The following is a 13,527-nucleotide window of genomic DNA, read 5'->3' as shown; positions in this document are numbered from 1 at the left end:
CCTGTCTAGTCAGGCAAGAAAGTAATCTCCATCAGTGACAGTTCAATGATTTTTAACGGACCCTAGCCCTGCGACTTTCCCGGCACACCGCTATGGAAACGAAACTCACCATCGCCACTCAGCACGAGCTCTTTCTCCAGCGCTAACAACGCCTGCACCCGCGGCTCAATATCTTCATCTGCGGCTTTTTGCGCGAGATGTAGATAGTCGCGGAAATGGCGAGCTTCAGATTTCAGCAGAGACAGGTAAAATTTTTGCAGCTCTTCATCCAAGTGTGGCGCTATACGGGCAAAGCGTTCACAGGAGCGTGCCTCAATAATGGCTCCACAAATCAGAGTATCCACAAGGCGCCCTGGCTCTGCGCTGCGCACCTCGGCGCGTAACCCAGCCGCGTAGCGGGAGGCGCTCACGTGGGGATAGGCAATGCCGCGCTTTTCCATAATGGCCAGTACTTGCTCGAAGTGGCGCAACTCCTCACGAGCCAAGCGCGACATCTTGTGTAGCAGCTCAAAATCCCCCAGATAGCGAAACATCAGGTTGAGCGCTGTACCGGCCGCCTTCTTTTCACAGTTGGCGTGGTCCACCAGCATCATTTCCGGCTCAGCCAGTGCTGCCTCAATCCAGGCATCCGGGGTGGCGCACAGCAGGAATTCGTGAATCGCGGACAAATCGGGAACTTGGGCACTCATGGGATCAGTATTTCATCTGGTATCAATCATTTGGCGCGGGATTATAGCGGCACAACAGCAGAAAGGCAGGCCCCAACAGAAATCAAGCGTTGCTCTCCAGGGCAGCTTTTACTGTAAACAGCTATCTATACTTTTCTCTGTGACGCCCCCCCCTTCAGACAACCTCTAGCCAACCTCTAACCAACTTCACACGCCAGGCACCCCCCAGTTTTAAACAATCCAAATAGAAATTTGTTAACGGTTTATTAAGTGCATTAAAATATTGATCTTTTGGATAGTGGAACTCGGCGATGAAAGACCATCGGCAATTGGCACTCAGCATCCCCCCCTTACTGGAGCAGATCCACAGCAGCGCAGCAGAATTACGCGACTCTCTTGAACAACTTCAAACTGCCGGTAAGCCCTGGCAACACTATCTGCTGCAGCCGCCCTTTGCCCTGGAAGCTGCCCAGTCCTTGCAGGAAAGCTTTGAGCGGCCCTTTTCTCTTGCTGGCGCCCTGTATAACCAGCTGGATTATGCCGAACCTCTAGGAACCGGAGGCGATGCCCGTGCAACCCTGCAAATCCCGGGTCTATTGGCAGTTCCAGACAAGACTCTGGCACTGGCAAAACAACTCAACAGCGACAAAGAGGCTTTTGCCAGCGCTATCGCCGAGTACCGATCAGCCTTAGCAGAGCGGCCCATGGCAGAGCGAGACCGCAACGTGCGCGAGGTACTGGCGCAAGCGGGCTACCCCCGCGCGCACCTGCGTCAGTGTTACCGCCTGGTTTTACTCTGCGAACAGCATCCGGATGCCATTACCCTCTCCTGGATAAAGGCGCGAAAGTCCATTCGCAAAGTCACAGTGCAGTGGTGTGAAAAAAAGCTGGTCCAGATGGACCCAACCGGTGCAGATCCCGGCATCCAATACCAACGGCAACTGCTTGCCGGCCTGCACAAAAGCCAGCAGGAGGACCTGCGCCAGGTACAGGTGCAGAGCCGCCCCAATCTACAGGTCGCCGAAATTTTCTTCGCACAGGAAGCTGGAGGGGAAGACCAGTATCGACAAGTGGGTTACTCCTCCATGCCGATACTAGTGGCTGCGAATGAAGCCGGGCGATTGCCTGAATTTACTCGGGTCGATCATCAACCCAGTGTCAGCCGGCGCCGACAAAGAAGGGACCTGGCTATTTCCACAGAGCCATTCCTACCTGCCCTGCGTGTCTTCTTGCGACAGCAACGCTAGTGCCGGTCAACCGGAACGCCCAAAGGGCTACCGGAGCCTTTGAGCCAGCTCCGCCAATGTTTCTTCGAGTTGAGTCCGGCAGGCTTCTTTAAGCGCCTTGTGGGATTTATCAAGAGCACTCAACTCATCATCGTTAAGTCGCGCAAGTAGCTCACGATCGGCGTCTTGGCGCTTTTTGAAAATCTCTTTGGTTTTGTCCTCAGCCAGTAGGGGCGCAAAGCTCTGCAGTAGCTGTTCACCAGCCTTGAGGTCCCTATCCGGCTCAGAGGGCAAACTATCTTCGGCACGAATCGCCTGCTCTAACTTGTCCGCAAGCACCTGCCGGCGTTTGGTAATTGTGTTTAAGAAATTAGCTGCCGACTTTTCATCAAGTTGCCCGGCCGCTGCACGGTAATCCTCCTCGCTACGGCTAATAAGCATAAAAAGATCATTCAATGCTGCCTGGATATCAGTGCGAATGAGTGTCATTGCCCTCTCTCTTTTCTACTGAGGAGTTCTTCTGAATTGCGTGGCACCAGAACCTCAAGCGCTCTGGGAATCACCGAAAAGGTTGCAGGGGTTTCAGCAACCGGCTCCCCATCCGCATGAATCTGCACACGCGGCTTGGTTTCTACCTCTATTCGCTGGGCACTGGCATTAAAAACCCCCTCGGTTAGATGGTGCTTGCCACCGCGGAGCAAAAATGCCATGCCCAGCAACTCCAACAGGCCGCGCGGACGCAGACTATAGAGGTTAAGCTTGGCATCATTGATGCGTGCGTTCTCTGCAACCAGGTTGCCGCCACCGTAATAACGACCATTGCCCACGGCCAATTGGATTGACCGCATTTGGCAACGCTCTTCGTCCAGTGCCAGATCTACCCGGAATTTTTGTGTACGCCTCAGGGCAATAAAGAAGGCTCTCAGATAACTTAGAACCCCCCAACGCTTTTTAATCTCGGAGTCCTGTGCTTCAGTCACTTTTACCCCAAGCCCCATATTGGCCACATTGAAAAAATAGTGACCATTGACAACACCGAGGTCGATTAGCTGGCGATGGTTGCCGATAATGACATCAAAAGCCTGCTCCAAGTCGACAATGCCAAGGGAGCGCGCCAAGTCATTCGCGGTACCCAGCGGTAGAATTGCCAGGGCCAATTGGCACTCTTTCAATACCCGAGCGGTGGAGCTGATGGTGCCATCTCCGCCACCGACTATCACAAGGTCGAGGTTCTTGTGGCTCTGCCGGATCACAGCCTCGGTCTCCTCTGGACCCTCGGAGTGCAAGATTTCAACCTCTATTCCATCAGCGCGTAAGCGCGCTAGGCCGCTGTCGATATCCGCCTCGGCACCATTCCGGCTTTTTGGATTAACCACGAGAAGTACTCTACGCGGATTTTTGTGAGCTGAGCTGATAGCCGGTTCTCCATTACCGGAAAGATGAACCTCAATTCTAAAGGGGTAAGCCGCCTCGGGAAATACAGTAGCCCAGGCACGTAAGAATAAGTTGAGGCTGTAAGTCAGTCTTGTATCAAGCCAGGGGCGATAAAGCGCTGATAGTAGGCCACAGACAACGCATAAAAATCTTCATCGATGCGCCGGCGAATTTCCACCAGGCTCACTCCCCTGGCCTGAGCGGTCGGGCGCAGGCCGTAAGCACCCAGATCGCCAATCTGGCTGGCACCGGCGCGCAGCAGCTCAAAAACCCAGCAGTAGGCACTTTGGCTTTCATCAAAGCGAATTTGTTGATGGCGCAACTGGGAAAGCAGCAACGACTCATCAATGATTTCCAGCTGGCTGCGTACAGCATTGGTTAGATAGCCCTCCCGCCTGGAGGCAATAATACGGCGCTGCTCTTCGGTATAAGCATTCCAGTCAATCACCTCATGGGCAAAACGCTTGCACCCACGACAGACATCATCACCTATTCCCGTTGAACAGACACCAATGCAAGGTGTACGGACTTTTTTGTGCATCAATTAACCAGATTTAGCCGATCAGGCAACGCGGGCCTGGATTAAAATTGCGCGTAGACTATTTTGTTTCGGCCACTAAGAAAAGAGGTGAGGCAGCTGTAGTGGGCACAGTAAAATTTGCTCTGCGAATAGTCGAAATTCACTTAAATTATTGATTTTTCGATAAACTTAACAGCCGTAGGGCTTTGCTGTAGTATTCGCCACCCCGCCTTCAGCGGCCTCGAAAAAAAAATCCCGACAACAGTACAAAGATCGGGAATTCCACCCGCTGTTGGTGCCACCCCACACACCAAGAGGGACTTATCCGTGCTTGAAGCCTATCGTAAACACGTCGCAGAACGCGCCGAACAAGGCATCCCACCGAAGCCACTCGACGCAGAGCAAGTCGCTGGCCTGGTTGAGCTGCTGAAAAATCCGCCAAAAGGCGAAGAGCAGGAATTAGTTGACCTGCTAACCCACCGTGTACCCCCCGGTGTTGACGAAGCCGCTTACGTTAAAGCCGGCTTCCTGTCCGCCATTATCAAGGGCGACGCGGAGTCCCCGCTGATCGACCGCAAACACGCTGTAGAGCTGCTGGGCCAAATGCTGGGCGGCTACAACATCTCCACCCTGGTCGAGCTGCTGGACGACAAAGATCTGGCCGAACTGGCTGCCGAGCAGCTGAAAGGCACTCTGCTGATGTTTGACGCCTTCCACGATGTGGAAGAGAAAGCCAAAGCCGGCAACGAATTCGCCAAAGCGGTAATGCAATCCTGGGCAGATGCCGAGTGGTTCACCAAGCGCAACAAAGTACCCGAGAGCATCAAAGTTGCCGTATTCAAGGTCACTGGCGAAACCAACACTGACGACCTGTCTCCGGCACCGGATGCCTGGTCTCGTCCGGACATCCCCCTGCACGCGCTGGCCATGTACAAAATGAAGCGCGACGGCCTGGAGCCAGAAGAAACTGGCGTTACCGGCCCGCTGAAGCAGATCGAAGAAGTGAAAGCCAAAGGCCTGCCCGTTGCATTCGTTGGCGACGTAGTCGGTACCGGTTCTTCCCGTAAATCCGCCACCAACTCCGTGCTGTGGTACTTCGGTGAAGAAATGCCGGGCGTGCCCAACAAGAAAGGCGGCGGTATTTGTATCGGCGGTAAAGTTGCCCCGATCTTCTACAACACCATGGAAGATGCCGGCGCACTGGTATTCGAAGCCCCCGTTGACGAACTGGGTATGGGCGACGTGATCGAAATCCGCCCCTACGACGGCAAGATCCTGGCCGAAGACGGCAAGGTGCTGTCTGAGTTTGCCCTCAAGTCCGACGTACTGCTGGACGAAGTTCAGGCTGGCGGTCGTATCAACCTGATCATCGGTCGCGGCCTGACCGGCAAAGCCCGTGAAGCCCTGGGCCTGGCGCCTTCCGAGCTGTTCCGCAAGCCTGAGCAACCTGCCGACACCGGCAAGGGTTACACCCTGGCGCAGAAGATGGTTGGTAAAGCCTGTGGCGTTGAAGGTATCCGTCCGGGCACCTACTGCGAGCCCAAAATGACTACCGTGGGCTCCCAGGACACCACTGGCCCCATGACCCGTGACGAACTGAAAGACCTGGCTTGCCTCGGCTTTTCCGCCGACCTGGTAATGCAGTCCTTCTGTCACACGGCCGCCTACCCCAAGCCCGTTGATATCGACACCCAGCACACCCTGCCGGACTTCATTATGAATCGCGGCGGTGTTTCTCTGCGCCCGGCTGACGGTATCATCCACAGCTGGCTGAACCGCATGCTGCTGCCAGACACCGTAGGTACCGGTGGTGACTCCCACACCCGTTTCCCCATGGGCATCTCCTTCCCGGCAGGTTCCGGCCTGGTAGCTTTCGCCGCCGCTACCGGCGTTATGCCGCTAGATATGCCTGAGTCCGTACTGGTGCGCTTCAAAGGCAAAATGCAGCCTGGCATCACCTTGCGCGACCTGGTTCACGCCATTCCTCTCTACGCCATCAAGCAGGGCCTGCTGACCGTTGAGAAGAAAGGCAAGAAGAACATCTTCTCCGGCCGCATCCTCGAGATCGAAGGCCTGGAAGACCTGACGGTAGAGCAGGCATTCGAGCTGTCCGACGCCTCCGCCGAGCGCTCCGCTGCTGGCTGTACCATCAAGCTGTCCGAAGACACCATGGCCGAGTACCTGCGCTCCAACGTAACCCTGTTGCGCTGGATGATCGCTGAAGGTTACGGCTCCAAGCGCACCCTGGAGCGCCGCGCGCGCGCCATGGAAGAGTGGCTGGCCAACCCGAAACTGATGGAAGCGGACGCCGACGCCGAGTACCTGGAAGTCATCGAAATCGATCTGGCCGAGATCAAAGAGCCGATCGTCTGTGCTCCTAACGATCCAGACGACGCTCGCCTGCTGTCCGACGTTGCTGGCGATAAGGTAGACGAAGTCTTTATCGGCTCCTGTATGACCAACATCGGCCACTTCCGCGCTGCCGGTAAACTGCTGCAAGAACACAAAGGTGGCATCTCCACACGCATGTGGATCTCCCCGCCCACCAAGATGGACGAGCACCAGTTGATGGAAGAGGGTTACTACAACATCTACGGCTCTGCCGGTGCCCGCACCGAAATGCCCGGATGTTCCCTGTGTATGGGCAACCAGGCGCGTGTGGCTCCGAACAGCACCGTACTGTCTACCTCTACCCGTAACTTCCCCAACCGTCTGGGCGATGGTGCCAACGTGTACCTGACCTCCGCTGAGCTGGCTTCTGTAGGCGCCATCCTGGGTAAACTGCCGACTCCAGCTGAGTACCAAGAATACGCACAGAACCTGGACTCCATGTCCAGCGAGATCTACCGCTACCTGAACTTCGATCAGATTGAAGACTTCCAGAAGTCTGCCGAAGAAGGCAAGCGCATCGCCGCGACTGAGATCCAGGAAGTTAGTGTATAACTAACCGCCCTATCTCACTAAAAAGCCCCGCCATTTGGCGGGGCTTTTTTATTTCACACAAAATTGTATATAAACTTTAAAGGCAATTCGCGCCAAATTAAGTTTGTGATGGATATAAGCCTTATTCCCCTTAAAAACTATATTTACAAAAGTTAAAAAGCAAACTAGCTTTAATGCACTTCCGTTATGGCATAACCTGCGAATATTAGGCAGTACAAACAACTTATTACTCAATCTCTATCAAGTAGATTTTTCATTATTATTACAAAAATTCAAATGAAAAAGCTCTTACGAAAATTGGCCTTTACTCCCTCTACTGAGGATATTTCAGACGGAAAAGTTTCACATAGCCAAATACTCCCCCAGAACTTCCCTCCCCCCCCAAAAATCTATTTCAGTCATGTCCCTAAATGCGCAGGCTCATCAGTTTACTTATCTCTTAAAAAGGATGTTTATACTCCCCATAAACTGGGAGAGTTCGATATCAAACTGCAGGAAAGTAAATATGCAGCCGACATACTAGAAACCTCAATGATGTCTGTAAGAGAGACTGTACTTGCTTACAATCTATCCATTAAATCAAACTTTTTTGGCCGGGGGCACTGCTTCTGCCGTCCCAACCTGATAAGAAACTTCTATCACGAATGGAATTTCTTAACAGTATTAAGGGACCCTATCGAAAGATGGATATCACTCTATGTTTACAACAGCTTCAAAGAAAGTAAATGGTCTAAAAACACACTCCCCTTAAATAAATACATCCAATCTAACAAAGGAATTGTTGCCGGCCAAACCTTTCTCTACTATTTCTCAAATTTAAGCCTAACCCGTAATCCAAGCCCTGCAGACTACATCGAACAAGCACTTTCCAACCTGCAACAATTTTCAATCGTTGGCACAACCAAACACTTACACCTGCTGGCAAACCAGGTCAACGAAGACTTTAAAGTCAATTTAAACATACCCCAAATAAACATAAGCCCAAACAGTGAACTTGCTCAACAAATAAAATCCGAAACGGGGACATTGAAGAAAATTGAAAAGCTTTGCGAGCATGATATAGAACTTTACAATAGGTTTCTTGATAATTTTGGGCCAATCTACTCAAAAAAAACTCAGAGGAATATTTAGAAGTAATCAACGAATAAAATATAAAAGCTCCTATTTCAACAGCAACCATTCCCTACAATTCGCTTCCTTCCATTAATAAAAAACACACTCACCACCATACCTAACAAAGCCAAGTGTGCATTCATCAAAAAGGCCCTACTCATACCTGTTGCTAGATCTGGAGCCAGTGCAACGATTGTCGTATTCAAGCCCAGGCCAATAGCACCGCCAATAATCTGAAACATATAAATAATGGCTGCTGCGAGGCTTGCACGGTTAAAACGAAGGATCAATATCGCTGCCGTCGTCACAGTTGGATAGAACAAGCCCATACCAACCCCCATCAATATCAGGCCCGGGACAAAAGTAGTTGGATCAATTTGAGCACTGAGCCTCGAAAGTACCAACATACCCGCCCACATAAATAAGGCCCCCAGACTGGAAAGGCGCTTGGCCCCATACCGCCCATAGAGATGTCCAGCCAGAAAAGAAGTAGCACCAAAAGCAAGCATCATTGGGAGCAATGCAATACCAGATTGGATCGCAGAAAAACTCCAAATCTTGCTTAGAAATTGGGGGATAAACATAAGTGCAGCAATAAATGCCACAGAGACCAGCAGGGTCGCCACTCCCTCCGCTAAGAACTTCTTATTCTTCACCACATCAATGGGAATTAGCGGCTCTTCTGAGGAGTGGTAATCCAAACAGATAAAAACTGTTAAGAAAATCGCAAACGCCAAAAATAAAAGTATGGTTCGATAGTTAGTAAATCCCATATCTACCGACAGGTCCAATCCAACCAATAGCGCAAGTAATGCCAATGAGAGGAAGAGTAGCCCCATTAAGTCCACACGCTCAGAGGGAGCCTCAGGCAAGTCACTACCAATCAGTCGCCAACAAACCAACATTGCTACCAAAGTTATCGGGAGATTAAGAAAGAGAATCCACCGCCAGCCTAAAGAATCAGTCACAATACCGCCAATAATTGGGCCAAGTGCGTTAGCGACAGCACAACCAAGCATTAATAACCCACCAGCCACTCCTGCGCGTTTACTATCCAACAGGTGGTATGTCATTCCAATCACGGCGGGCCACATCAAAGCACCACCAATGCTCAACATTACGCGGCACCCCATCAACATCCAGATGTTAATGGAAAAGCCCCCCAGTAATGAGAACATCGAAAAAAGTGAGGCGCCTATGAAGAAAGTTCGGCGCCTACCCAACATATCGGCTAAACGCCCACACGATATTACAGAAACACCAAAAGCCAAGGCATAAGCATTAACCAGCCACATTGTTGTAGTAAGATCGATATTAAAGGTTTTTTGAATCGCAGGTAAGGCAACTGAAAAGGCCGTATAGTCATACCCAATAAGGAAAATAGAGAAAATTAACGCCGCCAGCCCCAAACTGCGGGCCTCGGAAACCGTTAACCCCTTTAAATTCATTATTTTTACTCACCTAGCCATAAAACATGTTTTATCGACTACTCCATTTTCTGCCCCCCCAACAAATACAGCAACTTTAAAACTCCGCTACTTTGCACTCCAAGCATTATTAAAGCCCTTTCTATAAGTCGTTAAATTTTACCTGCCAAGTCAAAACTCACACTAAAACAGCATCCCCCTCTCACTATTTCATTAGAGCATTCATTAGTGACCATCGCTTAAAAATAATCCTTAACCCCCTTCCACAACTGTAAATCATGAAGTGAATCATTCATTAGCCAAGCACAATAGAAAAATACTGAAAAAGAAGCTGATGTTTACCCAAACACAAAGCCTTCAATCTTCCATTCGGCAAAAAGAGTAAGATCTCACCCCCTGCAGAGCACTGTTAAATTGAATTGCTCCTCAAACAGATCATCAAAATTGATCTTAAAACTTTACCCAGCAGACAAGATATATAAAGCGTCAAAACGAACCTCAAGAAAAACGAGCACCAACACCTTTCAAAAAATAAAGCGGCAACAAAAAACCAAGAAAAGTTATATAAGCATCCACCTCAAAAATCCTGTAGACACCTTCAGCAATATCATCATAATAGGCTAGGATTATTGCGTTGAAACCAAGGGCAAGCGCACCACCCAAAAAACGGAACATATAAACAATTCCCCCCACGAGACTTGACTTACTGGGATCAGCCAAAGCAACGGCAGCAGTAACCGCGGCTGGTGAATAGATTCCTAAACTTGCCCCGACCAATGCCAACCCAGGGATAAAAAAAACATAACTTGTGGATTCATTGAGCACTGACAACCAATAGAGCCCGGCACTCATACCAAGGGCTCCGCTACAAATTAACAGCCTTGCACCACACTTTTCGTGTATCAATCCAGATATAAAAGAAAAAATACTGGAGCTTATCATCATTGGCAAAAGTGCAACCCCTGCCATAAGGGCACTATATTTATGAACCTTAATAAAAAGTAGAGGTATATAAACAAGTACAGCAAAGAAGGCTGTCGCAACCAACAAAACACTAATCACTATAGATAGAAAACTGGCATCTTTTATCAACTCAACGGGTATTAGCGCAGCAGATCCCTTACTGATCTCTCTACAACCAAACGCCACAAGAAATACCATTGAAGAACACAACAATAAAGTGGGAAATAATCCAAAAGCATGCTTTTGAGCCAGCACTTCCATAGCCAGCAAGAAACAAAATAGTGACACTGAAAGCAATAATGCACCCAGATAATCAACATCCTCCTCAATTCTCACTACTTCATCAGCTGGGTACTTCCTACAACACAAAAAAATTATTATAAATGCCAATGGTATGTTGACAAAAAGGACCCACCTCCAGGTTAGGTACTCACTAAAAAAACCACCCAATATGGGCCCTAGGGATGTCGACAAACCAAGGGCAGCCAGTATTAACCCTCCCGCCAAACCGGCTCTCTCTGGAGGTAACAGGTTATAAGCCATCCCAAGAATCGCGGACCAGATCAAGGCTCCAGCAAACCCCATTAATGCCCGACATAAGAGAAGCACCCATAGATCTTGTGCCAAACCACCCACAAGCGAGGACAACGCAAAGACAATAACGCCAAATATAAATAAGCGCCTACGGCCGTAAACATCTGCCAGTCGACCACCAGTCACAATGATCACTCCATAAGTAAGAGAGTAAGCATTTATTACCCAGTGGACTGAAGTAAAATTTGAGGAAAAATTGGCAGCAATCGCCGGCAATGCAGGAGAGAAAGCTGTAAAGTCCCCTGCAACCAAGAAGACGGCAAGAGAGAGAACAGATAAGCCCCAATAGTGAAGTGATGTGAGCGTACTTTTATCTGCCATCATAAAAAACTATTGAGTGATAACATTCTATTATTTACCAACCTAACAAGACAGATTTGACGTGAAATAATGTGAGGAAACTGTAGATATTTTCATATAATTCGACCTCATCAAAAATAGATATCCTTTACCACAACCACTAGCCTTAAAATATTTTTATGCTTACCTTTAAGAAATAAAAATCCCTATTGTAGGCACGAAAATCCGCTGACACATGATCATTACCCTCCTTCTAATTCTCGGCCTGGTTACTGGCTACATTTCTATTATGGCTGCAGGTGGTGGCGCACTGCTGCTGGTCCCCCTAGTAGGATTTCTAGTTGGCCCCCATTTAGTCGCCCCAGTATTAACAACAGGAAATGCGATTGCATCTCCATTCGGCGTGTATTTATTTTGGAAGCACATAGATTGGAAGGTGGCATTATGGCTAATCCCAGGCATCATACCTGGAGCAATTATTGGCGCCTACGTTTATACCCAGATGCACCCGCTATTAATAGAGTTTACTGTCGGCTTATTCTTAGTTTCGACCATATTTCAGTTTGGATTCGGGCATAAGAAACGCTCATTTGTTATGTACCTGCCGTACTTTCCCATGCTCGGCTTTGTCACCACACTCTTCTCTTCAATTATTGGCGCTGTAGGCCCCGTACAAAATCCTTTTTTCTTAAATTACGGACTTAACAAAGAGGAGCTAGTCGCAACCAGGGGGGTAAGCTCTTTAATGATGCACTCGACGAAACTTGTCGCTTACTTCCATTTTGGCGCGCTTAACACTGAATTAATCACTTACGGCCTGACCATTGGACTAGGAATTATGACAGGCATGTTTATAGCAAAACATTTCCTAAAGATAATAAGCATACAAAAATTCAACAGCTACGCACTTTCGATCATGTTTGTATCTGGGTTGATTTTAATTTTTCGAGTTAGCGTGCAGCTATGGGAGGCAGTTTCATGATCCACAAAATTACAATCAAAACTGACAAGCAACAATTCAATTTTGAAGCCTTTAAAAACCTTAAGATCTTATGATTTCATCTGACACAAAAGAACACCCCCTTTCAACAAACCCAGCCATAACATCTTATAAGCCCCACACCACCACAAAGACCAAGAGGCTATTATCTTTAACTCTTTGGATATACTCATAATTAGACATTAACCCTAATTTTCTTTCCCTTTAAGGTATTCTTCCTGAGATATTTCTTGCCCATACCGGAGAGCATCATTAAACAGTCGATTATTATTGGGAATTGGAGTTTGACCTTCCTCTTCACCATAAAATTTTCTGTATATATTTTTAGTCTGATGATCCCTCCTAAACATGACTGACTCAAAAGGATAGTCAATAAAAATATGCCTTAGATTTAAATATTCACCTGTTTTAATCGGCATCAGCTCAGACCTCAAAGACGTATAGTAATTTTTACTTTCAACTTCAATCTTCTTTCTTCGTGGATCATCTTCTTTCAAAGAGCGCCATTTCTCGTATAATTCATGTCCTTTTCCACCTTCAATTGTGACTCTATTTGCAATAGATGCATATGCGTCCCTACCCAGTAGAGCTATTGCAGACTCAGGGGATTCTTTTGCATATATCATCTCAGGGGAGTTCACCTGTATTTCTGCAACCAAACCACTACTCGTTTTAATTTTAGAGTTTACTCCGCTATAACCTAACGGATCCACAGATCCATCGATAACTTTTACCATTGCTCCTTTTGCCCTAAGCATTCCAACCACTATAGGGATTTTATCCTGCGGTACAACAATGGTATTCCTTGCAAGATCCTTGATTCGAGTTGGGTCACCACCATAATCATTAATAACTTTTTCCTTAGATCTCTCTAATGACTTTATCGGCACTTTAGCAACACTCCCCTCATTCATAGCCGCTATTTTATCAGCTAGGAGGTCAATTTCTTTCTTCGCTGCGGGAGCTTTTGCATATAATTCATCAAAGCCCTCGATCTTCTCAGAGTGGAATGATGACCGATCTCTTTTGGAAGCCTCATTTGATGCATACTGATGGGACTCAATCCCAACAGGCAACCAACTTTTATTTTTCTTTGAGCTCCCAACAAATAAATTAATGACACAACATCTAGAATCAATAACGCAACTGTCTTTAATGGCACTAGATTCCTGCCAGAACGGATTAGGCTCTGAAAAACAGGGCTGAGCCAGTGTCGCAGAATCAACCTTTAAAGGTACCAATAAGCCACATACTAAATAAATGACATTATAAAGAGTCAAATAACATAAAATTGAGCGACTACTCATGTATCGACCCCAATAGAAACGTTTACTCACAG

At 48.1% G+C, this 13,527-nt stretch carries 11 protein-coding genes; 4 read left to right on the top strand and 7 right to left on the bottom strand.

From position 1 onward, the window contains the following. Positions 1 to 62 precede the first annotated feature (62 nt). Complete coding sequence (locus ACJJIT_RS07110; RefSeq protein WP_252082118.1) at positions 63 to 689, bottom strand: tRNA-(ms[2]io[6]A)-hydroxylase; 627 nt, start codon at positions 687 to 689, stop codon at positions 63 to 65. A 290-nt stretch (positions 690 to 979) separates the two neighbouring features. Between ACJJIT_RS07110 and ACJJIT_RS07105 the strand changes: the two genes are divergently transcribed. After that, positions 980 to 1,915 carry a hypothetical protein gene (locus ACJJIT_RS07105; RefSeq protein WP_444900449.1) on the top strand — a complete coding sequence of 312 codons (936 nt, stop codon included), beginning with the start codon at positions 980 to 982 and terminating at the stop codon, positions 1,913 to 1,915. 27 nt (positions 1,916 to 1,942) lie between these two features. On the opposite strand, the gene ACJJIT_RS07100 is transcribed toward ACJJIT_RS07105, so the two are convergent. From ACJJIT_RS07100 to ACJJIT_RS07090, 3 genes are all read right to left on the bottom strand, one after another. After that, positions 1,943 to 2,383 carry a hypothetical protein gene (locus tag ACJJIT_RS07100; protein WP_444900448.1) on the bottom strand — a complete coding sequence of 147 codons (441 nt, stop codon included), beginning with the start codon at positions 2,381 to 2,383 and terminating at the stop codon, positions 1,943 to 1,945. Further along, a complete protein-coding gene (locus ACJJIT_RS07095; protein ID WP_444900902.1) occupies positions 2,380 to 3,309 on the bottom strand; it encodes a lipid kinase in 930 nt (309 codons plus the stop codon). Before ACJJIT_RS07095 ends, ACJJIT_RS07100 begins: the two co-directional genes overlap by 4 nt. Before the next feature lie 104 nt (positions 3,310 to 3,413). After that, a complete protein-coding gene (locus tag ACJJIT_RS07090) occupies positions 3,414 to 3,869 on the bottom strand; it encodes a DUF1289 domain-containing protein (RefSeq protein ID WP_444900447.1) in 456 nt (151 codons plus the stop codon). Positions 3,870 to 4,175: 306 nt separating this feature from the next. Here ACJJIT_RS07090 and acnB point away from each other — a divergent pair, with 306 nt between their 5' ends. Continuing rightward, positions 4,176 to 6,791, top strand: coding sequence for a bifunctional aconitate hydratase 2/2-methylisocitrate dehydratase (acnB, locus tag ACJJIT_RS07085; protein ID WP_444900446.1), 2,616 nt, complete (start codon positions 4,176 to 4,178; stop codon positions 6,789 to 6,791). A 276-nt stretch (positions 6,792 to 7,067) separates the two neighbouring features. Continuing rightward, positions 7,068 to 7,922 (top strand): hypothetical protein, encoded by an 855-nt coding sequence (locus tag ACJJIT_RS07080; protein WP_444900445.1) that lies wholly within the window; start codon positions 7,068 to 7,070, stop codon positions 7,920 to 7,922. A 35-nt stretch (positions 7,923 to 7,957) separates the two neighbouring features. Here ACJJIT_RS07080 and ACJJIT_RS07075 read toward each other — a convergent pair whose 3' ends face one another. Further along, positions 7,958 to 9,352: an MFS transporter gene (locus ACJJIT_RS07075; protein ID WP_444900444.1), complete on the bottom strand. Its 1,395-nt coding sequence runs from the start codon at positions 9,350 to 9,352 to the stop codon at positions 7,958 to 7,960. Between the two features lie 477 nt (positions 9,353 to 9,829). Next, complete coding sequence (locus ACJJIT_RS07070; protein WP_444900443.1) at positions 9,830 to 11,212, bottom strand: MFS transporter; 1,383 nt, start codon at positions 11,210 to 11,212, stop codon at positions 9,830 to 9,832. A 211-nt stretch (positions 11,213 to 11,423) separates the two neighbouring features. On the opposite strand from ACJJIT_RS07070, the gene ACJJIT_RS07065 reads away from it, so the two are divergent. Next, a complete protein-coding gene (locus tag ACJJIT_RS07065; RefSeq protein ID WP_444886542.1) occupies positions 11,424 to 12,170 on the top strand; it encodes a sulfite exporter TauE/SafE family protein in 747 nt (248 codons plus the stop codon). Between the two features lie 206 nt (positions 12,171 to 12,376). On the opposite strand, the gene ACJJIT_RS07060 is transcribed toward ACJJIT_RS07065, so the two are convergent. Next, on the bottom strand, positions 12,377 to 13,495 hold the full coding sequence (locus ACJJIT_RS07060; protein WP_444900442.1) for a hypothetical protein: 1,119 nt from the start codon (positions 13,493 to 13,495) through the stop codon (positions 12,377 to 12,379). Between the last annotated feature and the right edge of the window lie 32 nt (positions 13,496 to 13,527).

Source organism: Microbulbifer mixtoriginis (SeqCode) (assembly GCF_052467515.1).
This window is presented reverse-complemented; position numbering and strand designations above follow the sequence as displayed.

Bases quoted from the DNA above. Each gene is read 5' to 3' on its own strand.
- ACJJIT_RS07110 (WP_252082118.1), bottom strand. From the start codon at position 689: ATGAGTGCCCAAGTTCCCGATTTGTCCGCGATTCACGAATTCCTGCTG.
- ACJJIT_RS07070 (WP_444900443.1), bottom strand. From the start codon at position 11,212: ATGATGGCAGATAAAAGTACGCTCACATCACTTCACTATTGGGGCTTA.
- ACJJIT_RS07100 (WP_444900448.1), bottom strand. From the start codon at position 2,383: ATGACACTCATTCGCACTGATATCCAGGCAGCATTGAATGATCTTTTT.
- ACJJIT_RS07065 (WP_444886542.1), top strand. From the start codon at position 11,424: ATGATCATTACCCTCCTTCTAATTCTCGGCCTGGTTACTGGCTACATT.
- ACJJIT_RS07105 (WP_444900449.1), top strand. From the start codon at position 980: ATGAAAGACCATCGGCAATTGGCACTCAGCATCCCCCCCTTACTGGAG.
- ACJJIT_RS07075 (WP_444900444.1), bottom strand. From the start codon at position 9,352: ATGAATTTAAAGGGGTTAACGGTTTCCGAGGCCCGCAGTTTGGGGCTG.
- ACJJIT_RS07080 (WP_444900445.1), top strand. From the start codon at position 7,068: ATGAAAAAGCTCTTACGAAAATTGGCCTTTACTCCCTCTACTGAGGAT.
- ACJJIT_RS07060 (WP_444900442.1), bottom strand. From the start codon at position 13,495: ATGAGTAGTCGCTCAATTTTATGTTATTTGACTCTTTATAATGTCATT.
- ACJJIT_RS07090 (WP_444900447.1), bottom strand. From the start codon at position 3,869: ATGCACAAAAAAGTCCGTACACCTTGCATTGGTGTCTGTTCAACGGGA.